Source organism: Acinetobacter sp. BZX-2 (genome assembly GCF_055179795.1).
Genome location: NZ_CM143686.1, coordinates 1382079 through 1405656 on the forward strand (window position 1 = coordinate 1382079; position 23578 = coordinate 1405656).

Here is a 23578-nt window from a genome sequence, read left to right on the forward strand (position 1 = left end):
ATGAAAGAAGCAACTGTTTATTTTAATGATCAATATATTGAAGTGATATCTTGGATTGATGGTGGAATATCTGTATTTAATTATGATTTTACGCCAATATTATTACCTGTGGATATATCAAATATAATTCTAGGTGATTCAATTAAAAAAGCCCTAGAAGCTAATTATAAGATTCCTGCTGAACAGGTAAGTGACTATTTGTTTTCACCTATTTGGTCTGAAAAAGATCAAGAAAGACAAAAAAAACTTATGCAAACTTATGGATATAAAACTAAAAAAAGTTTGTTTAAAAATATGAGAAGTGTATCGATTACTTTATCCGATAAAATTTTGGTTAGCCCAAGTCATCAAGATGGGCTGGATTATAGCTTTTTAGGGTTGGAACAGAGTAATGATTTAACTTTAAATAAAAATGTTACTGATGAGGAAATAGGCGTTGCAGTGAGAAAAGCGATGAGTTTATGCACTAGTATTTATAAGTAATGATAAATTAAAATTCTAGATTAGCAAAAAGTGCAAGTAAGTTAGTCTAGAATTAATAAAATAAAATTGTAAATTAATATAATATACGAATAAAAATAAAGATAAGAGGTTTTAATAATAAATATGTAAAATATAAAAATGTGAATATTAATACTAAAAGGTACATCAAAAGCTAAAATGCAAGTGATTAATAATATGGTAAGTTATGGTAAGAAAAATGATGTTAAAGTTGTTGTTACTTTTACAAAAGGAGTAAATTAATGAGTGTAGTTTTTGAAATGTTTTTCAGTAGTAAAGTCGTGATGCTGAATAGTACAATTACACCTGGTCTGAGTTTTCGTGATGTTAATATTCCTTTAAAAGAATTGGATATTACTGTTAATAATTCCATTTTAGGAAATGCAATAAAACAAGCTGCAGCAGAAAGTACATCAGTAGATGATGATAATCGATTAGAAGTATCTCAACAATTGTTAGCGAATATTCAAACAATTATTGATTGTAATAATGAAGATATAAAGAGGGTAGCTAAAGCATATGGATATAAAAGCAAAAAAAAATTAGAACAAGATTTAATGAAAGTAGGCATCAGTTATAGTGAGCTGAGTATTAGTTTTACGCCTTGTCGAACATTAAAAGATTCTTATACAGGGATAGAGAATCTTGATGATATAACTTTACCATTATCTGCTACAGATGAGGAAATAGGCGTTGCGGCGAGAAAAGCGATGAGTTTATGCACGAGTATTTATAAGTAAATTAATTTTTGAAACCGTAGAAATTAAAGTATTTTTCAGAATTAAACTGGGGCATGGGCGGAGACAAGAGCCGAGCTGTGAATGCAGTCACGATGGCAGTGACAGGCGCACTTGGTGGACAAACAGATCTACAAGTTGTAGCCAATACCCTTGCACCATACGCAGCACAAGTGATTGGCGGGCAGTTTGGACATGGCGAAGATAAAAACACCGCAGCGCAACTAGCAAGCCATGCGATATTGGGAGCAGCCTTGGCTTATGTGAATGGCGGTGATCCAACAGCTGGAGGTAGTGCAGCGGTCGCAAGTGAAGCAGCAGCGGATTATCTCACCAACCAGTATAAGGATAACCCTGCCTACCAAAATGAGAGTGGCGAGTTTATTCCGAATTTACTGCCTGAATATGTAAAAACCCAAATCCGAGACTTGACTGCTGCAATAGGCGCTGTTGTTGGTGGAACAGTTGGAGATTCAGCATTTGAAGCACAGCTTGCTGGCGTGGTTGGGCAGAATGCGGTGGAGAATAATGTTTTATCTCCTGAAGAATATAAACGTAAAGTTGAACTTATAAATAAGGCGCAAGGTGGAGCAAATGGTCTTAATTTTAAAGTGTTCACAATTTTAAATAATGGTTCACTGAATGAAAACGAAGCAAGAGAATTCTTGGCTTTAGTAGCAATGGACAAATATTCAGATCAACTATTAAAACAGTATGTTAAAAATCCAAAATCTTTAAGTAACGAACAACTTTACGATTTAACATATTTATTAAATCAAGCATCAAATGGAGATTCTAAAAAAGCACAACAAATTTATTCAGATGCAAAATTTAATATAGGCACGGCAGACCCTTACACTGGTGAACAGTTAAATCAAGCAATCATTAAAGCCAAGCAGTCCTTAAGTTATGCAAACTCTACAGATAAGCAGTTAGCAGAAGCAGCAGGACCTGCATTATTTGGTTTGACTGGTAAGTTAGGAACAGTAATCAGATATGTTGGTGGTTTAGCAGGATCTTATAATGTAGGTCAAGGATCGGCAAAAATTGCAGATGGAAAGTATAGTGAAGGAGCAGTACAAGTTGTAAATGGTGCTTTGATGATTGCTCCAGTATTAACTGAAGCAAAATATGTCCTTGGTCGTCTAGAGGGAGCAGGTGCTGTTAAAGGTGCCAATTTTGCACAGTCTAGAATTAGAGCAGATCAGAGTTTTAGTGCGGAAGGTAAAGCTAATTATTCAAAATTAGCAGGGTATCCAATTAACACTATTGATGATTTAGCTTTAGCTATACAGAAAGGGAAAATTAAAGTTAGTCAGCTACCTGTAGATTACGTTGAGCTTAAAAGTGGTCAAAAATTAATTCTAAATACTAGAACTTCAACTGCTTTAAACCGTGCAGGGGTTTCTCAAGATAAATGGTATGGGAACAACCAAACTGGTATACAGGTACCAGAGATGAAGATAGGGACTACATTTGATAAGTTAGCACAGGACCAGTTAAAGCGTAATAAACTTCCTGAAACAGGTTCAAAGACTATTACAAGGAAATAGAAATGTTAATAGCAACTAAACCACGTATAATTTTAGACCCGTATCAATGGATGCCTAGTTATGGTGAGAATGCTATCAGATATAGTTTTTCTGACTTAACTTTGTCATTAATACTCGTTTTTGATACAGATATTGGAGTCAAGGAAAAAGAAATTATTTTCTATGGTGTGAGGTGGTTAAAACATTCTAGTTTTCCAACTCCAGAATTAGTTAAAATAAATTATATTGATGATAAAGACGTGATGGCATCAGGCTGTTTAGTTGAATTTCTAGATTCAGATGCAGGTCAACTTTTTAATAAACACTACAACAAAATATTTAATCTTAAACATTTCGTTTGGATTTTTTTATCCGAAAATATTAGGTTTGAAATTATTTGCGAGGAATTTAAGGTTTTAAATTAATAATAATTAGGTGTAGTAGCTCACAAACCTGATCTGACAGTTACTCATTTTTAGTGTAACTGTCAGGTTAAAATGGATATTATCTCGATAATTCTGATATGAATCTATTCGGGACATGGTTAATTAACCATATTCCATTTTCTGTTAGGAAAAATTTGAATCCTTCTTTATACATTTTTGATGTATGAATTTTTAGAGTTTTTAGTTTTCCATAGCGAGCACCAACAGATTCTGCTGTTTGCTTATCTTCAGTTAGATGCACATACTGTCGATCTTTTGGAACTAGTCCGTGCTTTTTTATCGATTCTAAAAAACGAGTAGCTGTGCCGTGGTACAAAAACTCTGGAGGCATTTTCTCAGTAAACTTACGTTGGATGTTAACATTTGAATGGCCTTGTATAGCTCGAATATTTAAGCCATCATCTGAAATCTGAAAACGTTTCTTATCACTATTTTTCACAATTGTTTGGATGATTTTTAAAGTTAATTTTGTTTTATTAATTGGTTGAGACTTTTCTATCAATTCAGAAATATTTCCCCAACCTTCAGAATTTAACTCAAGATTAATTTCTTCTGGTTTATGCCGTAAGATGAAACTTAAATATTGACTAATTTCTTTTTCGCTCATTTTATAAATTTTCATCTTTAAATACTAATATGCGTATTATACAGATTTGTAAGTAGTCAGTAATGCTTTAGCACCAAATCTATTACCAGAAGGTGCTAAAACTCAAATCCGAGACCTGACCTCAGCTATAGGTGCTGTAGTAGGCGGTACAGTTGGAGATTCAGCATTTGAAGCACAGCTTGGGGGTGTGGTTGGGCAGAATGCGGTGGAGAATAATGAATTATATAGTAAAAGAGAAACTAAAAACGGTACAGAATTTTATTACGATCAAGATGATATTGAGTTTAATTTATTACAATATCAGGTTGCGAAAGGATTACTTTCAAGAGATGAAGTCCCTAACAATATATTCGAGAGATTGGATGGAACATTAAGTTTAGATACTGGTGGGACAACAATTCAAGATCCGAGTAAAGAATCATTTTCTATGTTATTCGATAAAGAAATTGCAGCGAATAGTGTAATTACTGACGAAGAATATAATAAATTAGTATCAGGAAATCCTCAAATTGTTGCAAAAATTCAAGCCGAGACAGGATTGGATTTTAGTGCAAGTCAATCCAATGATTATGGGGTTAAGACCGAGGATATTGAAAGTAATGCTAGTATAGCTGACAGTGCAAGAGCTGTTCAGTCCTTTATGAATGATCGAGTAACAGATATCACGGATGTTCGGGATAATGGCGATTCAGGAGGAATGGTTGTTGGTGCGGCATTATCACGTCCTTTCTTACGTATGGCTGAAGGTGCAATAAATGGTGGTGCAGGTTTAGTCATATTGGGTGTGGACTCTGATGCTAGAGCAGAAACGTGGACGGGCATAAAAACCTTTGCAGAACATCCGATAGATAATACATCAACAGCATTGACTAATTATTGGAACAATACATCTTGGAATCAGATGCTTGAAGATGGTTTTGTAGCAGGCTACGGTGCAGGGCTCGGTGGTGGAACGAAGTTAGTTTCAACGTTAGATACAAGCCCAATTATAACGGTGGTAGATGTACCTAGTAAGTATGGACAAGCAGGACAGATTGGAATAACTCTAACACCAAATCCTAAATTAGATGTTGCAGATACAACGAAAGCGGTTGGTACAGGTGGAAATAAAGAGGTAATCTCTCTTGATGTGGGATGGGTCGATAATTATGGAAATCAAAAGAAAGTGATAGGTGATGGAACTATAGCTAGAGATCATCAACCATCTAAAGCTGCATTATTAAAAAGAGCTGAAGATTTAAAGGGAGAACCTTTAACTCAAGCAGAGAAAAATCGTATTATTAATGAAGGAATGAGTGTGACTGTACCAAATGAGGTGCATGCCGCAGGCCCAACATATGCAGGGAAAAATAATAAAGGACTTATTGAAAAAGATGCAAATGATTTACAAACAGCTCAAATTAGGGATTCTAAGGCAATGATAGAAAATGCTAAAGAGTTAACACCTGAGCATGTTACAAAGTTACAGCAAGCATGTACTACATTGAGCTGTAAAAATAATGCTGATTATGATAATTTTTTGAAAAACATAATGGATGAGGAGGCAAAAAAGAATGACAAATAGTTTTATTGATCATTTAATATCTTTGCTGGGTAAACCAAATACTGATGAAACATTAATCGAATTTTTTGTTGAGAATCTCTTTGTAAAAAGTAAGGAGGATATTAAGTTACCATTATATGATGAGAATGGTGATTTTTTGGATGAGTATAATTTTTATATTAATAAATATGAAGAAGGATTGAGTTTTATATTTACAGATGAGTCATTTTATTTAAATCAAGAAGACAAACCTATAACTGGTGAAAAAATATTTTTAACCACTATATTTTTTTATAATGAAGGAATTGAAGGGTTTTCTCAATATAATAATGGATTACCATTCAACTTTGATTTTTCAATGAAAAAAAATGAATTGGAAAATATATTAGGAACACCATTATTTACAAAAGATGATGATGAAGGAGTCGTTCGAAGTCAAAAATGGAAAATTAAAGATATTCCATTTACAATATATGTTTCATATACCAATAAGGGGGAAATTAGATATATTTCATTAAGCATTCCTTATTGATACTGTTAAAATAGTTTTCTTAATTCTGGAATAAATAGGCTGTAACTGATCTAAAATCGAACTGTATTAATAGTTCGGTTTTTAGAATGCTGAAATCATAGAGAAAATGCCAGCAGCAGGTGTCACAAGCTTAGATTTGGTGACGGGTTCTTTAGTGTATTGCAAGATCACAATATAGGCAGTTCAAATCAATCTGCGGATGATTTAAAAGTCGGTATATTTAAACGAATTAGTTCACCGATACTCGACCTATTAGGTGCAGGAGATAAGGTTGCCAATAGCAAAGCCGATGACCGAACGCAGGCATTACAAGCACTAGCAACAGGTGCACAAGCTTACCAAAGCTATAGCGATATCCAAGGCGGGGCATTATTTAAAGCAGAAGCAGGCATTGGATTTAGCACCAGTGAAAACCAACAAAGCAATAGCTATGCAAGCTCACAACAAAACAAAATCAGCGCAGGGAATAATGTCAACCTGACCAGTACAGCAGGCAATATTCACCTCCAAAATACCCAAGTCAAAGCCAAAGACACCATTCGCCTAAATTCAGCCAAAGACATCCTTTTAGAATCTGGACAAAGCCAAGAAAAAGCCGATGGCAGTAATAGCAATGCAGGCTTAAGTGTGGGATATGGCGTCTCTATGGGTGCACAAACAGGTGTCTATATCTACGGAGAAGCAGGCTATGGCAAAGGCAGTAACCATACTGACAACACCCTTCAAAACAATACCACTTTACAATCAGAACAGCTGAACATAAAGAGTCAAGGCGATACCACACTCAAAGGTGCGCAAGCCACAGCCAACCGTATCGATGCGGATGTGGGTGGCAAACTGAGTGTGATCAGCCAACAAGACAGCGTCAATCAACAGATTGAACAAATGGGCGTGGGAGGTCGAGTACAGGCTTCACTGGGTACAGCATGGCAAGTGTCGGGTAATTACAGTAGCAGTGATGCCAATGGCAAATCCAACAGCGTGCAACAACAAACAGGCTTATTTGCAGGCGATGGTGGCTACCATGTCAAAGCAGACAGCGTCGACCTCAAAGGTGGAGCAATTGTTTCAACAGCAAGCAAAGACAACAATGAGCTGACTGCCAACAGTTTGACCTTTAGCAATATTGAAAACCAAAGTGCGTATGATGCCAAAAGTGTCAGCTTAGCAGGTGGAACCAGTGGCACAAATGACAAGGCCAGTAGCCAAACAAATAGCAAAGCAGCGACACCAACCAATAATGACAACTGGCGTAATGCAACCAGCTTTAGTCCAAGTCTGCCACAGTCTGAATCAGACCAAGACCATAGCACCACCTATGCCACATTAAGCGAAGGTAATATCAATATTGGCGGTAAAGCAACCACAGCCACAGCGTTGGGTATAAACAGCAATGCCAATACCGCCAACAAAACATTAGACATCTTACCAAACTTACAAGAAGTCTTGGATCAGCAAAAGACCGTTGCAGATGCGACCTCTACGATTGCAGCAACAACACGGACGTATAGTCAAAATCAGCAACAACAAGCGGAACTAGAGAAGCAAAGAACAGAACAAACAGCGGTAGCAGAACTACAAGCCCAAGGTGGAGATGAATGGGAGCAATACCAAAAGTCAACCAATGTTGCAGAAAAACAAGAGATACTCAAAAATAACTCTGAGCGTTATAAAACAGCATCAGAAACAGCTCAAGACTGGGGCATGGGTGGCGATAAGAGCCGAGCTGTGAATGCAGTCACGATGGCAGTGACAGGCGCACTTGGTGGACAAACAGATCTACAAGTTGCAGCTAATACCCTTGCACCATACGCTGCACAAGTGATTGGCGGACAGTTTGGACATGGTGAAGATAAAAACACCGCAGCGCAATTAGCAAGCCATGCGATATTGGGTGCAGCCTTAGCTTATGTGAATGGCGGTGATCCAACTGCTGGAGGTAGTGCAGCGGTAGCAAGTGAAGCAGCAGCGGATTATCTCACCAACCAGTATCAAGATAAAAAAGAATATCAAGATGCCAATGGAGAGTTCCAACCCAACTTATTGCCAGAAGATGTTAAAACTCAAATCCGAGACTTGACAGCTGCGATAGGCGCTGTAGTAGGCGGTACAGTTGGAGATTCAGCATTTGAAGCACAGCTTGCGGGTGTGGTTGGACAGAATGCGGTGGAGAATAATGAGACCTCATACAAACAAAGTATAGCGAACTCACTATTCTGCTGGAATAAAGCATGTACAGAACAATATAACAAAATGAATGAAGCCCAAGGCATTGCATTTAGAAAAGGGCAAGATCAAGCAGTATCAAAATTTGTAAATGATATAAAGAACTTACCGAATGTACCGCAAGAAGTCTATGAAGCGATTAAGAACGACCCGAAAGGTGTAGCAAAAGCTGTATATGAAGGTGTGAAACAAATCCCTGGAGAGATAATAGACACAAGTAAAACCATCGTAAAAGTGAATGCGGTAGGAGATACACCAGCAGAGTTTGAAGCATTGGGCGAAGCTGAAATGACGGCAACACTCAATGTACTTTCAGCGGCACTAAGTGCAGGTACGGTCACGGTTGTTAAAAAAGGTGGTACGGTTACTATTGAGGCAGTGGAAAAGATAAAAAATACATATATTTTAGCCAAGACACCAGAAGGGATTAGTTTTCAGATTAGACAACCTACGCATTTAGCAACAGTAGATGGTTTTACTCAAAAAGCAGGTATTTCTGGTGGACATAATGCCAATATTTTTTATGAAGAAGCTAAAGATAGAGGGATACAAATTTTAGATGAAAAACCAACAACTGTAAAAGGTATAACTCATATTGAATATAAGATACCAACTAAAGATGCTGCCGGAAATTTTACAGGAAATTATAAAGGTAATGGAGCAAAACCATTTGAAAAAACAGTTTATGATCCTAAAATTTTTACAGACCAAAGAATGCTTGAATTAGGGCAGAAAGCAGCAATTAATGGTTATAAACAGGCTATGGCTAAAGGATTACAGGCATATGATGCAACAGCTGGTGGAGTTATATTCAGAATATATATTGATCCTAAAACTAAAGGCGTTAGCAATTTTCATCCGAAATAGGGGATAAAATGAAACATTTATTTGATTTGCCTTATGATCATTTTGATATCGAAGGGACTGTAAAAAGTTACTTTGATTTAATGTATAACGAGGATCGGTTTTTAGATGCTGTTGAAAATATTGCAGAAAAAGAATCTTACATGTTAGATGGTATATATTGTTTTTTTCCTGATATGAATAGTAGTGAGGACGATGAACATTTTGAAGGAGTTCAATTTGCTATAGGATATCCACTCTTGCAAGAAAATATTGTCACTGTAAGCGACAAAACTTGTTATCACTTTGTTAGATTGGCTTGTAAAAAGTTTTTAACACTTCATCCAGAAAATATTGGTAAGGTAAATGAAATATTAGAAAAAATACCTTAGAGTATTTACTAGATTATGCAAAAAAGCTTATCAAAATGAGAAAGGTAAGTTTTACCGCATATGGCAGTGACAGGTGCGCTTGGTGGGCAAACAGACCTACAAGTTGCAGCCAATAGCCTTGCACCATACGCTGCACAAGTGATTGGCGGACAGTTTGGACATGGTGAAGATAAAAATACCGCAGCGCAACTAGCAAGCCATGCGATATTGGGAGCAGCCTTGGCTTATGTGAATGGCGGTGACCCAACTGCTGGAGGCAGTGCAGCAGTAGCAAGTGAAGCAGCAGCAACCTATTTAGCAAATCGCTACAATGATGGTAAAACTGCAATTAATCCACAAACAGGTGAATTTGATCCGAATCTATTACCAGAAGGTGCTAAAACCCAAATCCGAGACCTGACAGCTGCGATAGGTGCTGTTGTTGGTGGAACAGTTGGAGATTCAGCATTTGAAGCACAGCTTGCGGGAGTGGTTGGGCAGAATGCGGTGGAGAATAATGAATTTTCAATCATTACTCAAGGGACTGAAAAGGTAATAGCTGAAACCAAAAAGAATAAGGAATTACAAGCAAAATGGTCAGCAGATTGCAAAAATAAAAGTTGTGTTTTACCTATAGATAAAAGCTTCTCAGATCATGCGTTAGAATTGGTTAATAATTTGACAGTTCGCCAACTTGCAGCAGTTATGGGGGCTGAATATGACCCAGTAAGTAAGGAGAAAATTACACCTAACGAACGAGAAGATGCAAAAGCAGCAATGTTAAGTTTAGGCTTTTCTAAAGCTTTGTCTGGACCGATAAAATTAACAGATAATGCATTGACGATTGCGATTGAGAAAAAATATGGGAAAAAGATTCTTGAAAAGATTACGAATACAAGAAAAGATATTCCAACAGAGAGTCAGATTTCTAAAGTTGATTTAAATGCAAATGTTGATGATGGAATGCAATATGTACAGTATCAAAATTTGCATGGGGGGAGTAATAAATGGGGATGGAACTGGCCTGAAAATTTAGGTTTCAAAGGTGAAAAAATTGAAAGCACATTAACAACTGGTACAAGATTAGATAGAGTGGGGGAGCCAACTGGTAGTTTTTTAGCTCCAGCAGGAACGACATATGAGGCAAGAGCATTAGCTCCTGGATCTGCATCAGCAAAAGTTTATCACTACGAAGTAATAAAACCACTACCTATTATTAAAGGAGAGATTGCTCCAGCATTTGGACAAAAAGGTGGAGGTATTCAAATATTACCAAATGTTGGTCAACGGGTTAATGTCCAGTGGTTAATTGAGCAAGGTTATATTAAAGAGATAAAATAATGTTAACTTTTAATGAAATTCAAGAGAAAGTGTATGAGTATGGGGAGATTATAAATTCTCCTAAAGAGTTGTTAAAAATATTTCCATCACCTCAATCAGATGGTGCACCATATATTGAAATTAATAACCATGAATATTTCTATATTGTAGAAGAGAGGGGGGTGGAGCTAGAGCGTAGAAGAACAATTAATATAGATGTATTATTATATTGGATAATGTCTGATATTATATTTATTTTAGCAAGTAAATATGAGATTAAATATAGAATAGAAGGTGTTGATAATAGGCGTTTAATATTTGAAAAAGAAGTTGAACTTTTTCGGATTCTGAAATCAGATTGGGGGGATGTTACTGAGGCACGTATTAATAAAATATTAGAAGAAGTTCCTTATAACGATTAATGTTTTTGATGTCTGAAATTACTAGTGAAACGAAACAGGTAGTTATCGTAAATGGCATAACATTTAGAGTGCCAGTTTCTTCATATAAAGGAAAAATTTATGTTCCGTCAGTATTTCCAATTAATCCAAAGACACCGTAGTAGCAATGAGGTGAATAATGAGTTTCTCTTATAAAAGCAAATATGTTGAGTTTGATATTCAGCATCCTTTAGTGCCTTTATTATATTGCATTTATGAAATTATTAATGGTGGAGAAGATTTAGAATACTATTTGCGAGGTACTATAGGTAAAGATCCAATGGAGCCTGTTGGGGGAGATCCGGGCTGGAGCTTAATTCCTGAAAGTCAAGATAATGGAAAAACTACGTATTATGCTTGGGTTGATGAAATAATGGGATTAGAGCCTAATGAGGGAGAATATGAAGAAAAAATTGTTAAATTTCATATTCGACAGGGGCTAGAGAATGTCTTAAAAGAACAACCGAATCGTAAAGATGAGATTTATGATATTTTTAGACGATATGAGCTATGAATTTTGCTAGGACATCTCGCAAGGTGCTGAATGGGAGCAATACCAAAAGTCAACCAATGTTGTAGAACAACAAGAGATACTCAAAAATAACTCTGAGCGTTATAAAACAGCATCAGAAACAGCACAAGACTGGGGTATGGGTGGCGATAAGAGCCGAGCTGTGAATGCAGTCACGATGGCAGTCACAGGTGCGCTTGGTGGGCAAACAGATCTACAAGTTGCAGCCAATACCCTTGCACCATACGCAGCTTATGCAATAGGCAAAGAGTTTGGACATGGTGAGGATAAAAACACCGCAGCGCAACTGGTAAGCCATGCGATATTAGGTGCAGCCTTGGCTTATGTGAATGGCGGTGATCCAACAGCAGGAGGTAGCGCAGCGGTCGCAAGTGAAGCAGCAGCGGATTATCTCACCAACCAGTATAAGGATAAAAAAGAATATCAAGATGCCAATGGAGAGTTCCAACCCAACTTATTGCCTGAAGATGTAAAAACTCAAATCCGAGATCTGACAGCTGCGATAGGCGCTGTAGTAGGTGGAACTGTAGGAGATTCTGCGTTTGAAGCACAGCTTGCGGGTGTGGTTGGGCAGAATGCGGTGGAGAATAATAAGACTTCATACAAACAAAGTATCTCGAACTCATTATTATGCTGGAATAAAGCATGCGCAGAACAATATAAAAATATGGATGTAGTTCAAGAAGCAGCATTTAGAAAAGGGCAAGATCAAGCGGTATCAAAATTTGTAAATGATATAAAGAACTTACCGAACGTACCGCAAGAGGTCTATGAAGCGATTAAGAACGACCCGAAAGGTGTAGCAAAAGCTGTATATGAAGGTGTGAAACAAATCCCTGGGGAGATAATAGACACAAGTAAAACCATCGTAAAAGTGAATGCGGTAGGGGATACACCAGCAGAGTTTGAAGCATTGGGCGAAGCTGAAATGACGGCAACACTCAATGTACTTTCAGCGGCACTAAGTGCAGGTACGGTCACAGTTGTTAAAAAAGGTGGTACGGTTACTATTGAGGCAGTGGAAAAGATAAAAAATGCATATATTTTAGCCAAGACACCAGAAGGAATTAATTTCAAAATCAATCAACCTACGCATTTAGCAACTGCTGATAGTTTTACTCAAAAAGCAGGTATTTCTGGTGGACATAATGCAGATGCATTCTATGATTCTGCTAAACAAAATAATATTAAAATCATTAATAAAACTCCAACAGGAGTAAAGGGTATAGATGAAATTTCCTATCAAATTCCATCTATTGATCCAGCAGGAAATATTACTGGGTATAAGAAAAAACCGTTTACTAAAACAATTTATGATCCAAAAGTGTTTACAGATACTAAGATATTGGAGTTAGGGCAAACAGCTGCTAGTAAAGGTTATAAAGTAGCGATACAAAATGGGGTGAGAGAATATACATCTACAGCTGGTGGAATCAAATTTCAAGTATACTTAGATAAAAGTACAGGAACTGTTACTAATTTCTTTCCTATAGGTAAGCCTTAAATGAGTAAATATCTTTTTAAAAACCTAGATTATGAAAATGATCTGAATTGGATAGTTAAAGATTTTTTCAACTCAATCAATTTAACTGGTAAATTTATTTGGGCACTCCCATTTATTATTAAAAGAATTGGCTGTAGTGTTGAAGAGTCTTTTTGCAATTTTCCTGATAAAGATAGTGATAATCCTGAAGAAGATTTTGAAGGTATCAATTTTGGAATTTATGGGGCAGAAATTATTGTCTCTGAAAAAATTGGTTTTAGTTTAACAAAAGATGCATGTAATAGATTTCTAGAATTAAATCCAAAAGATAGGTTAACTGTAATGCAATTTATTAAAGATATTGAGGAAATGGGATATTAAATAATGCACTGGATTATTATAAAAATCTAGATGCTGTAAAACAGGAAGAATATTTACGACAATATTCACCTGACTACGCGAAGGCAAGTCAAGCAAACCAAGACTGGGGTATGGGTGGCGATAAGAGCCGAGCTGTGAATGCTGTGACCATGGCAGTCACAGGTGCACTTGGTGGACAAACAGATCTACAAGTTGCAGCCAATACCCTTGCACCATACGCTGCACAAGTGATTGGCGGGCAGTTTGGACATGGTGAAGATAAGAACACCGTAGCGCAACTAGTTAGCCATGCAATATTGGGTGCGGCTTTAGCTTATGTGAATGGCGGTGACCCGACTGCTGGCGGTAGTGCAGCAGTAGCAAGTGAAGCGGCAGCAACCTATTTAGCAAGTCGCTACAATGATGGTAAAACTGCAATTAATCCACAAACAGGTGAATTCGATCCGAATCTATTACCAGAAGGTGCTAAAATCCAAATCAGAGACTTGACTGCTGCGATAGGCGCTGTGGTAGGTGGAACTGTTGGCGATTCAGCATTTGAAGCACAGCTTGCTGGCGTGGTTGGACAGAATGCTGTGGAGAATAATTATTTATCAGCTAAGCAAATTCAGCAATTCGATCAAGAAATGGGGAATTGTAAAGCTAAGAATAATTGTGATCAGGTAATAGAAAAATATAAGGAGTTAGCGTTAAATCAAGATAAAGAGTTAGCCTCAGTTTGTTCAGTTAATGCTGTTCTATGTAAGGAAAAATATGGGTTTATTATTAATTCAAGAACAGCAATACGAGAGGCAATAGATAAAAGTAAGAATATACCAGCATTCTATGAAAGCGGTTTATTTTCACAGCAAATGGCTGCAGAAGGATTTGTTTATAATACGGAGTTAGCACGACAATTTAAAACTAAATATAACATTAGTGATGAAGACGCAGTACGTTACGCGATGATTGTATCTTCAATTGGTGTTGGGAGAGCTATAAAATCTAAGAACCAAAGTACTTCGCAAAGTAACGTGACTAATAAAGTTAGTGAAGAAAAAGTAGCCTTAGAACGTATTAAAAATAATGAGAAAGGGGCTAATTTAACGAATAAGCAGAATGACAGTATAATAAATCAGCAAGCAAGTAAACGGGTTGGAAATGTAACTGCTCCTATCGATTTTAATGGACATGTTTTAAAGGCCGAAATAAAGAGTAATGGTACCGTTGTTGGTGGGCATTCTATTGCTAATGGAAATGTTAGAGTAGATAGTATTGTTCGCGCACCTGATAAGAGTGGAGTGTATGAAGCTAGAGTTTCAGTTGCAGATCCAAATAATGCTGGTAGGTATATAAGTAAAAGTAATAATAATGGAGTTTCGACAATGTTTCCAAATAGTTGGAGTGGAGATAGGGTTAAAGTTGAGGTTGATACCGCTTATAAAAATAGAATTTCAGTACCAAATAAACCAAATATGTGGGAAGGTACTACACCAAGTGGAGTAAAAGTTCGAGGTTATTTACAACCGAAAACAACAGTCTATCCTGTTTGGACACCATAGGTGAGTAAGATGCAAATCAAATTTTATTTTTTTGAAGATATGAGTTTAGGCTCTCCAATTTTAATTCCATCTTGTAATATTAAAGATAGTGATATTAATATCGTGAATTGCTTGAGTGGAATATTAATGGATGATGGAGGATGTTCAAAAGAAACGACTCTTTTAAGTTTGAAAGATGGTGTCGATAAATTAATAAATAGTCAAAATAAAATTAATACTTGGGTTAGAGAGAGTTGGATGGCAGAAAGTAATAATGATATCGTGAAAATTAGTTTTTTGTATGATGAAGAATACTTTGTCAATATAAATTACGATGCTTTTAAATCAATTTTACTAAACTGGGTGGATTTCTATTCATCTACTCCTTCTTTGGATAATATTATATATTTAGAGTATTAACTCAATTTTCGAGAATTTAAATCTGATCAGACAGTCACCCATTTTTATTGCGTCTGTAAGTTTAGTTCGTTTCATATATGGTCTCTTTCCGAATTGCAAGACTAAATAGCTAATGCGTTGTTACACATACACAATAAAGCCCTGAAAGCCTAAACTTTCAGGGCTTTATGCCATCAAATTAAAAGTTACTAATATGAGGTTCTTTCAACTTTGAACGTAACATCAGAATATTTAAATCTTGCCCAATATTTATGCATATGCTGCTGATCTTGCCAATTAGAAGGCAGTTAGAAGGCAGTCACAAAAGAATGGAGTATGGGTGGTGACAAGAGCCGAGCTGTAAATGCAGTTACGATGGCAGTGACTGGCGCACTTGGTGGACAAACAGATGTACAAGCTACAACAAATTTACTGGCTCCTTATGTTTCACAGCTAATTGGTAAAACATTCGGACAGGAACAAGATAAAAATACAACGGCACAATTGGTAAGCCATGCAATATTAGGAGGAGTTTTAGCCTATGTTAATGGTGGTGATCCGATCGCAGGAGGAAGTGCGGCAGTTGCGGGTGAAGCAACCGCAACCTATTTAGCAAGTCGCTACAATGATGGTAAAACTGCAATCAATCCTAAAACAGGTGAATTTGATCCGAATTTATTACCAGAAGATATTAAATCAAGTATTCGAGATCTGACCTCAGCGATAGGTGCTGTAGTGGGTGGAACAATTGGAGATTCAGCGTTTAATGCCCAAATATCAGGAGCAATTGGGAAAAATGTAATTGAAAATAATACATTACACATGGTGAATGCGGATGGTACGAAAAGTTATGAACTTCCACCCGAAACACAAACATTTAATCGATATGAAGTTTTAGTTGGTTTAGGTATTATTCCAATTGATCAGGTTCCACAGTCTGTTTATGAAGATGTGGCAAAATTAGGCTTACATGGCAAAAAGGATGAAGATGTTACCGCAGAAACTTTCCAAAAAATATTAGCAAAACAAACAGATACAAGTACTGGTAAATATTTAGTAGATACACAAGACTTGTTAAGTAGTATATCAGAGTCAGTAGGAGTCAAATGGTTATATGCTGATGACACAATTACCCAGTCTCATGTGACATATAAATTTGCAAAATATGGATTAGAAGGTCTTTCCAACAGTGAAATAGAATCATTATCAACATTAATGTTGCAATATGCGAATTACCGACCCTCATTAGGAGATAGTATTAGTGTTGAAAATGTTAAAAATCAAGGAATGATCTTTGCTTTACTGCAAGCAGGAATTAGTGAAGGAAAAATAAAGAATGGTACAAGTACAGATTCAAATAGACAATCTGCTTTAACGGATTTATATGCGAGTTACAATAGATTGTTCTTAAGTGATGCTAATATACAATATGATCGCGATTCAATTACTCGGCTTCAAACTTCATCTACAAGTGCTATAGGTACAGTTACTACAGGGATTTGTGATGCAGCGGGAGGCAGTCGATCCTCTTGTACAAATGCAGGTGTTGCAGGTGCAGCTTTTGAAGGTGCATTGGGTGCTGGATTTGTAGGCAAAGTGATTACACCTCTGAAAAATGCAAAAAGTGAAACAACTATACCTAAAGTTGAACCTATTAATAAAACGCCTGACGTATATAGTGTACATACTGGTAAAACAAATATTAGCTATACTGAAAAATCAATTTTTAACAAATACCCAACTTATACTGAATTAAAATTTAACTCACTGGATGAACAAGCTAAATTTTTATCAAATTCAATAGAGGGACTATCTATTGAACAGGCAAAAATAATTTTAGAAGCAGGAGCGAGTAAAAATACATCAATTGTTATGGGGGGAAGTCGAGTTAGAGGAAATAATTCATCTACAAGCGATATTGATATAGGTTTTGGCTCATTAAATGCAAATCAAGCATGGAAGGCTATTCAACAAATTCAAAAAAAATCAAATCAATTGGATTCATCGCTTAAATTAGAAGAAACGAGGATTATTCCTGGAAATTCTACAAAATCGATTGCAACAATTAAATCACCTGAGGAATTTTTTCAAAGAAATGGTATTCGTGGAGCAAAAGATGAAAAAGCTGGTCAAGTTTATTTTGGTTCGGGGGCAATAAGTGTTTTTCCTGATGGTAGAGTAATTATTACACCACCTAATTATAAGGATAAATAAAATGTTTAAAGTAGAAGATCATATAATTCTTGATGTGCAAAACGAAGTGGATTATAGAGATATAAAATACGGCAGAGATGATTTAGGTAATCTCGCAAAAAAATTTGTATGGACGGAGACGTTGGATTCATTTATGGGGGTTTGTAAGAAAACTATTGATGAGTTTATATATGATTATAAGCTTGATGATGAAAATTCTGTACCAGAAGAAGAAAGAGAATTCTTATTTTTTCTAAATTATCCATCTGCTCAAGAGTTATTGGAGAAATATCCTGAATATTTTTGTAAATTATTATTTGATGCTCAAGATTTATTAATAAATATAGAAAAAAGATATTTTTGAGCTACAATAGATAAATTCTTTTAAACTGTTTTTACATGCCAAAAATATATTCAGAAGACTTACGTCAGAAAGTCATGGAGTTCTACACAAAGAGCAACCATAAATCAAATACCTGCACGACTTTCAACATCGCCCGAACAACATTGGATGACTGGATTCTACTTGAACAGCAGACTGGACAACTGGCTCAGCCTAAACTTGTCAATGTTGGTAGACCATCATCCATTAAGGATTGGCAGGCATTCAAAGTATTCGTGGAAAATACAAAGTTTTCACAGGCAAAAGACTTAGTTGCCTTATTTGAAATTCAGTTTGGATATGCGATTACTTATGATGTCGTGCTTGCTGCACTTCATAAATTAGGTTGGACTCATAAAAAAAGAGTTTCCTCTACAGACAAGCCTGCAAAATAAGCAGAACGGTATTTCAATGGATTCTCCCTCAATGGGAAAGTGAATATGGTCAGGAAAATATTCTGTATGTAGATGAATCTGGAATAAACAGTGCTGAGACAGCAGAATATGGCTGGTCATTTAAAGGGAAACGTTGTCAAGATTTAAAATCAGGTGGTCATGGAAAAAGAATAAGTATGCTCAGTGCCGTGAGATCAAATTCCCCATACAGTTTTTTGTCACCAATAGTTTTTCAAGGTTCATGTGACAGAAAGTTATTCACAGGATGGCTTGATTATTTATTTCAAAATTTACCTAGGTCAAAGTATCTTTTGATTCTAGACAATGCTTCTATTCATAAAGGCAAAGAGATAGTACAGCTTGCGGAAGCGTATAATGTACGAATTGCCTATCTTCCTGCATATAGCCCTGATTTAAATCCAATTGAACAAGCATGGTCTGTACTAAAAAGGAAAGTCAGAAATATTGTAAGTCAGCAGAGTATTTCTATCTCTGAGGCTTTAGATATTGGATTTAAAGAAATGTAGCCTTTAATTTACATGTGGCTATAGACCTTATTTTGATATACCCTATTTTGAGAAAAAAAAGCCAAAAATTTTCCACGGTTTTGCTATTAATAAAATTTATAGAATATGGATAGAGAATAATATTTTAAATATGGAGGGTGTTGGTTATTTTTTTCCAAGAATAAATAAGTAAGGAGTAATAAAATGTTTAAGGTAGATGGTGCTATTCTAGATGTCAAAATAAAATAACCTAATGAAAGAGGTGGGAAATGAAGCGAATTGAGATGGGAGGGTATTACTCAGGTGCTATTAATCAAGGGAGATTGTATTTCCCTATAATATTAGATCCAAATACTATAGATATTTTAATGACTCTAAACCTTATCGAAAATCAGAAATATGGCGTATTAGAATTAGAAAATACTTTGGCAAAAGATGAAGTTGAACCACAGAAATTAACTTTATATTTTGAAGATGGTAACTATTTACTAATGTTATTAGATTTTGATGAAGAAGGTTATATTGATGTCAGAACACCATATAATCCTGATGCTCCAAAAGGCGAATTTCAAAATATTTTAGGAGAGCCTTATGGAGCAACGACTATAATTCAAGATTTTGAATTAGTAAAAAAATGCTTTGTTGAATTTAATCAAACAGGAAATGTTTCAAAAGACCTGTTAAATTGAAAACTTTTTCGTTTAACTAACATAAGCCATAGATGGAGACAAGAGCCGAGCTGTAAATGCAGTCACGATGGCAGTCACAGGTGCACTTGGTGGGCAAACTGATCTATAAGTTGCAAGTAATACATTAGCTCCATATGCTGCTTATGCCATAGGTAAAGAGTTTGGACATGGCGAAGATAAGAACACCGCAGCGCAACTGGTTAGCCATGCGATACTTGGAGCAGCCTTGGCTTATGTCAATAATGGTAATCCAGTAGCTGGAGGAAGTGCAGCAGTTGCGAGTGAAGCGGCAGCGGATTATCTCACTAACCAATATAAAGATAAAAAAGAATATCAAGATGCCAATGGAGAGTTCCAACCCAACTTATTGCCTGAGGATGTAAAAACCCAAATCCGAGACCTGACAGCTGCAATAGGCGCTGTAGTAGGTGGAACAGTTGGAGATTCAGCGTTTAATGCCCAACTTGCGGGTGTGGTTGGGCAGAATGCGGTAGAGAATAATGAAATGAGCGTGCCTTTTCCTCTTAATTCTCAAAGGGGGCAAGGTTATGAATCTATAGTCAAGTATGCTCAAGATAAGGGCTTAAACGATGAAGAGACTCAAAAGTTAATTTATGAATATGGTCAGCCTGAAAACAAACAAGCAAAGGAATATATAGAGGGGTGGATTTTTGAACCGCCGAAACTAGCTGCTTCTATATTAGTGCCTGAGTTAGCTGTACAAAAATTAGAACCGATAGTTGTAATGGCATCCAAAAGTAAGTGGTATACAGGAGCTCTTGATACTTTTAGAGGGTGGTTTAGTAAAAGTAATCCCGAAGAAAAAGTGACAGTATATAGAGTTGATGATATTCAATTTACTCCTAGAATTAATTCAGAGGGTGAAGTACCTATTGTTACAACTAAAAGTGGTAATGAGCGTGCTTTATTCTTAAATTTTGGGGATGAAGCACGAGCTCATGAATTTGCAATATTAAACAGAAAAGGTGAAGCTACTATTACGGCAGTTGATGTAGATAAAAAACTGTTAGATAAGCTTAGAGAAACATCTATATATGATAAAAGTGAAGCAGCTAAGTTAAATCCTACAGCTCCAATAGTAGTAGATATTAATAAAGCAACTGATCAATATGGATTAAGAACACCTGAACAGATTCAAATGTTTAGGGAAGCTTTAGATCCTAAGACAATACGCTCAATTCCTTTAGATCCGAAAAAGGTACCTAAAAAATGAAAGTTTTTATAATATTATGCAAAGTCCATGCTTTGGCTGAAACAATTATGCCTTTAACTATGAGTAAGGCTTTCGTAAATTGTTATATTAATGCTAATTCTTATGAAGAAGCTGTAAAAAAAATTTTGAATCAATTTATGAGTGATGGAATCTATTTGGATGAAATTGTACCTCCTGTCTATGAAATGCCTATTACCAGTTGGCAATCTCATATTCAGGAACAATATAAATCTTTATCAAATGAAATGTTAAGCCAGTCAGAGTTTGAAAATGAGATTGAGAATGGTAAAGTTGTATACGGTATTTTTAGTGGTTTTAATTGATTTTAATTTTAGTTTTGAAGGGTAGTTTTCTAACGAAAGAAAATTATTTTATAAAATTTTAATGTATTAGATAAACACCTTAATTTTATAATGAAATTAGGGTGTTTATAATTAAATCTGCTAAGGTTTTGAATTTATTTTTTTTAAAGTTTAATTGAAAAAATAAGGATAGATATGCTCAATAGGGAGCATTTTTCTTGCATTTTCTAGATCACCAGTATCTATTAAGTTTTTAATAGTTAGTACATCATCAGTAATATCAGTAATAGTGCTAATCCATTCATGTATATATTTTAGTACAGCTTCTTCACCTAATCCTATTTGGATTGTTCTATAGGATAACGGTTGTGAGAAGATATCTCTTTCAGGGTCCCACTGAATTCTAACAGGATGTTTATTTTTATAAGTTTTCCATTCTTCATTATTTAAGTATTCAGGTTTATGACTTAAACAGCCATTTTTCAAAGCCCATTCAAAACCATTCCTATCTATATCAAGAGCTAATATTCTTTTTTGATTAGCATCTTTTTGAGCCCATCCAGAACGATACATCATCCATAAAAAAGAAGGTTTGATCCAAGTCATTCTATCAATTTTGAATGGTGGGGAAATGAAAGTATTATGTTTTAATGCCGAGTCAGCAATTATATTCGAGTATGCTTGATATATACGGATAGTTTTATCCGTATAGTAAGCCCTAATTTGGTGGTAGGGTTTAGTCATTTTGTAGTTTAAAATATACATAAAGAAGTAATATTATAACATAGTTTTAATAGAGCAGACCTACTGGAGATGACCAAGAGGTTTGATACTAGTAGCAGATGCGACCTCTACAATTGCAGCAGCAACACGGACGTATAATCAAAATCAGCAACAGCAAGCGGAACTCGATAAACAAACTGAAAAGCAAAAAGTACTTGGGCAATTGGCTCAAAATAGTGAAGCACTGGATTATTATAAAAATCTAGATGCTGTAAAACAGGAAGAATATTTACGACAATATTCACCTGACTACGCTAAGGCAAGTCAAGCAAACCAAGACTGGGGTATGGGCGGAGACAAGAGTCGAGCAGTGAATGCTGTGACCATGGCAGTGACAGGTGCGCTTGGTGGACAAACAGATCTACAAGTTGTAGCCAATACCCTTGCACCATACGCTGCTAATGTAATAGGTAAAGAGTTTGGACATGGCGAAGATAAAAACACCGCAGCACAGCTAACAAGCCATGCGATATTGGGAGCGGCCTTAGCTTATGTGAATGGCGGTGATCCAACTGCTGGAGGTAGTGCCGTAGTTGCAAGTGAAGCGGCAGCGGATTATCTCACCAATCAGTATAAGGATAAAAAAGAATATCAAGATGCCAATGGAGAGTTCCAACCTAACTTATTGCCTGAGGATGTAAAAACCCAAATCCGAGACCTAACTACTGCAATAGGCGCTGTAGTTGGTGGAACAGTTGGAGATTCAGCGTTTGAAGCACAGCTTGCGGGTGTGGTTGGGCAGAATGCGGTGGAGAATAATAAGACTTCATACAAACAAAGTATCTCGAACTCATTATTATGCTGGAATAAAGCATGCGCAGAACAATATAAAAATATGGATGTAGTTCAAGAAGCAGCATTTAGAAAAGGGCAAGATCAAGCGGTATCAAAATTTGTAAATGATATAAAGAACTTACCAAATGTACCGCAAGAAGTTTATGAAGCTGTAAAGAATGATCCTAAAGGTGTAGCAAAAGCTGTATATGAAGGTGTGAAGCAAATTCCTAGTGAGATGTTAGACACAGGTAAAACTATCGTAAAAGTGAATGCGGTAGGAGATACACCAGCGGAGTTTGAAGCATTGGGCAAAGCTGAAATGACGACAGCACTCAATGTACTTTCAGCGGCATTAAGTGCAGGTACGGTCACGGTTGTTAAAAAGGGTGGTACGGTTACTATTGAGGCAGTAAAAAATGTTAATAAAGTACCTAAAATATATGTAAACAATGTTGGTGTTAAAGAAGTAAAGATTACTAGTACACCATTAGAAGGGCATACTAAACTAAATATTCCTGATCAAGGAAAATTAAAACCAGCGGAGGCAGCAGCAGGTGCACAGCTAGAAAAAGTATTAGGTTCAATGGAAAAGTATAAAGGAACGACAACAACTAAAAATCCTGATTGGGAAATAACATCTGGGCCAAATAAAGGGAAAACAGTTGATGCCATGTATACAACTGATAAGTTGAATCAAAAAGAAATTGATGGTCTAAATAAATTTTATGAAAAAAATATGACAAAAGGTACTGAAAAAGACAAAATACAAGATCATTTAGGTAAGGCAGATATTGTTCCTATTGATTTTAGAGTATTAAACTCAAAAAATCAGGAAATTTTCTTGAATTATGTAAAAACATTACCTAAATCACAACAAAGTCAATTTCTTATTTTGAGGTAGTAA

At 36.0% G+C, this 23578-nt stretch carries 19 protein-coding genes and 8 pseudogenes; 25 read left to right on the plus strand and 2 right to left on the minus strand.

From position 1 onward, the window contains the following. The 4 genes and pseudogenes from ACY45D_RS06365 to ACY45D_RS06380 all read left to right on the plus strand — a co-directional run bounded on the left by ACY45D_RS06365 (position 1) and on the right by ACY45D_RS06380 (position 3195). Positions 1-483, plus strand: coding sequence for a contact-dependent growth inhibition system immunity protein (locus tag ACY45D_RS06365; protein WP_463108939.1), 483 nt, complete (start codon positions 1-3; stop codon positions 481-483). A gap of 260 nt (positions 484-743) precedes the next feature. Then, positions 744-1241, plus strand: a complete 498-nt coding sequence (locus tag ACY45D_RS06370; RefSeq protein ID WP_463108940.1) for a contact-dependent growth inhibition system immunity protein — start codon at positions 744-746, stop codon at positions 1239-1241. A gap of 47 nt (positions 1242-1288) precedes the next feature. Continuing rightward, positions 1289-1804, plus strand: a pseudogene (locus tag ACY45D_RS06375) (VENN motif pre-toxin domain-containing protein); the annotation flags it as partial. A 989-nt stretch (positions 1805-2793) separates the two neighbouring features. After that, entirely contained in the window at positions 2794-3195 is a 402-nt protein-coding gene (locus ACY45D_RS06380) for a hypothetical protein (RefSeq protein ID WP_463108941.1), read from the plus strand. Between the two features lie 79 nt (positions 3196-3274). Here the strand turns inward: ACY45D_RS06380 and ACY45D_RS06385 are convergent, their stop codons facing one another. Next, on the minus strand, positions 3275-3823 hold the full coding sequence (locus ACY45D_RS06385) for an RNA 2'-phosphotransferase (RefSeq protein WP_463109441.1): 549 nt from the start codon (positions 3821-3823) through the stop codon (positions 3275-3277). A gap of 94 nt (positions 3824-3917) precedes the next feature. On the opposite strand from ACY45D_RS06385, the pseudogene ACY45D_RS06390 reads away from it, so the two are divergent. The 20 genes and pseudogenes from ACY45D_RS06390 to ACY45D_RS06485 all read left to right on the plus strand — a co-directional run. Further along, positions 3918-5387 (plus strand): annotated as a pseudogene (locus tag ACY45D_RS06390) (VENN motif pre-toxin domain-containing protein); the annotation flags it as partial. Then, complete coding sequence (locus tag ACY45D_RS06395; RefSeq protein WP_463108942.1) at positions 5377-5898, plus strand: hypothetical protein; 522 nt, start codon at positions 5377-5379, stop codon at positions 5896-5898. The pseudogene ACY45D_RS06390 and the gene ACY45D_RS06395, both read left to right, overlap by 11 nt. Before the next feature lie 156 nt (positions 5899-6054). After that, positions 6055-8991, plus strand: a pseudogene (locus ACY45D_RS06400) (hemagglutinin repeat-containing protein); the annotation flags it as partial. Positions 8992-8999: 8 nt separating this feature from the next. Then, complete coding sequence (cdiI, locus tag ACY45D_RS06405; protein WP_463108943.1) at positions 9000-9359, plus strand: ribonuclease toxin immunity protein CdiI; 360 nt, start codon at positions 9000-9002, stop codon at positions 9357-9359. A gap of 66 nt (positions 9360-9425) precedes the next feature. Continuing rightward, a pseudogene (locus tag ACY45D_RS06410) lies at positions 9426-9866 on the plus strand (VENN motif pre-toxin domain-containing protein); the annotation flags it as partial. A 177-nt stretch (positions 9867-10043) separates the two neighbouring features. Next, positions 10044-10679: a TNT domain-containing protein gene (locus ACY45D_RS06415; RefSeq protein WP_463109442.1), complete on the plus strand. Its 636-nt coding sequence runs from the start codon at positions 10044-10046 to the stop codon at positions 10677-10679. Beyond that, complete coding sequence (locus ACY45D_RS06420) at positions 10679-11080, plus strand: Imm63 family immunity protein (RefSeq protein ID WP_463108944.1); 402 nt, start codon at positions 10679-10681, stop codon at positions 11078-11080. The genes ACY45D_RS06415 and ACY45D_RS06420 overlap by 1 nt, the downstream gene beginning before the upstream one ends. 157 nt (positions 11081-11237) lie before the next feature. Then, the gene (locus tag ACY45D_RS06425) at positions 11238-11612 is read left to right on the plus strand and encodes a hypothetical protein (protein ID WP_463108945.1); all 375 of its coding nucleotides are present in this window, start codon (positions 11238-11240) and stop codon (positions 11610-11612) included. Positions 11613-11736: 124 nt separating this feature from the next. Continuing rightward, a pseudogene (locus tag ACY45D_RS06430) lies at positions 11737-12231 on the plus strand (VENN motif pre-toxin domain-containing protein); the annotation flags it as partial. A 903-nt stretch (positions 12232-13134) separates the two neighbouring features. Next, positions 13135-13494 carry a ribonuclease toxin immunity protein CdiI gene (cdiI, locus tag ACY45D_RS06435; protein ID WP_463108946.1) on the plus strand — a complete coding sequence of 120 codons (360 nt, stop codon included), beginning with the start codon at positions 13135-13137 and terminating at the stop codon, positions 13492-13494. Positions 13495-13544: 50 nt separating this feature from the next. Further along, positions 13545-14097 (plus strand): annotated as a pseudogene (locus tag ACY45D_RS06440) (VENN motif pre-toxin domain-containing protein); the annotation flags it as partial. Positions 14098-14345: 248 nt separating this feature from the next. Continuing rightward, a complete protein-coding gene (locus ACY45D_RS06445) occupies positions 14346-15035 on the plus strand; it encodes an EndoU domain-containing protein (protein ID WP_463109443.1) in 690 nt (229 codons plus the stop codon). Between the two features lie 9 nt (positions 15036-15044). Beyond that, positions 15045-15434 (plus strand): hypothetical protein, encoded by a 390-nt coding sequence (locus tag ACY45D_RS06450; RefSeq protein WP_463108947.1) that lies wholly within the window; start codon positions 15045-15047, stop codon positions 15432-15434. Positions 15435-15794: 360 nt separating this feature from the next. Next, a complete protein-coding gene (locus ACY45D_RS06455; RefSeq protein ID WP_463109444.1) occupies positions 15795-17627 on the plus strand; it encodes a VENN motif pre-toxin domain-containing protein in 1833 nt (610 codons plus the stop codon). Between the two features lies 1 nt (position 17628). Beyond that, positions 17629-17970: a hypothetical protein gene (locus ACY45D_RS06460; RefSeq protein WP_463108948.1), complete on the plus strand. Its 342-nt coding sequence runs from the start codon at positions 17629-17631 to the stop codon at positions 17968-17970. A gap of 35 nt (positions 17971-18005) precedes the next feature. Continuing rightward, positions 18006-18383, plus strand: a complete 378-nt coding sequence (locus ACY45D_RS06465; protein WP_463106851.1) for an IS630 transposase-related protein — start codon at positions 18006-18008, stop codon at positions 18381-18383. 20 nt (positions 18384-18403) lie between these two features. Further along, complete coding sequence (locus tag ACY45D_RS06470; RefSeq protein WP_463109430.1) at positions 18404-18910, plus strand: IS630 family transposase; 507 nt, start codon at positions 18404-18406, stop codon at positions 18908-18910. A gap of 248 nt (positions 18911-19158) precedes the next feature. Then, positions 19159-19578 carry a DUF6911 family protein gene (locus ACY45D_RS06475; protein ID WP_463108949.1) on the plus strand — a complete coding sequence of 140 codons (420 nt, stop codon included), beginning with the start codon at positions 19159-19161 and terminating at the stop codon, positions 19576-19578. A 34-nt stretch (positions 19579-19612) separates the two neighbouring features. Then, a pseudogene (locus ACY45D_RS06480) lies at positions 19613-20089 on the plus strand (VENN motif pre-toxin domain-containing protein); the annotation flags it as partial. 719 nt (positions 20090-20808) lie between these two features. Further along, positions 20809-21135, plus strand: a complete 327-nt coding sequence (locus tag ACY45D_RS06485; RefSeq protein WP_463108950.1) for a hypothetical protein — start codon at positions 20809-20811, stop codon at positions 21133-21135. Positions 21136-21285: 150 nt separating this feature from the next. Here ACY45D_RS06485 and ACY45D_RS06490 read toward each other — a convergent pair whose 3' ends face one another. Continuing rightward, positions 21286-21858: a DUF4291 domain-containing protein gene (locus ACY45D_RS06490; protein WP_463108951.1), complete on the minus strand. Its 573-nt coding sequence runs from the start codon at positions 21856-21858 to the stop codon at positions 21286-21288. 313 nt (positions 21859-22171) lie between these two features. On the opposite strand from ACY45D_RS06490, the pseudogene ACY45D_RS06495 reads away from it, so the two are divergent. Then, positions 22172-23575: pseudogene (locus ACY45D_RS06495) on the plus strand (VENN motif pre-toxin domain-containing protein); the annotation flags it as partial. Positions 23576-23578 lie beyond the last annotated feature (3 nt).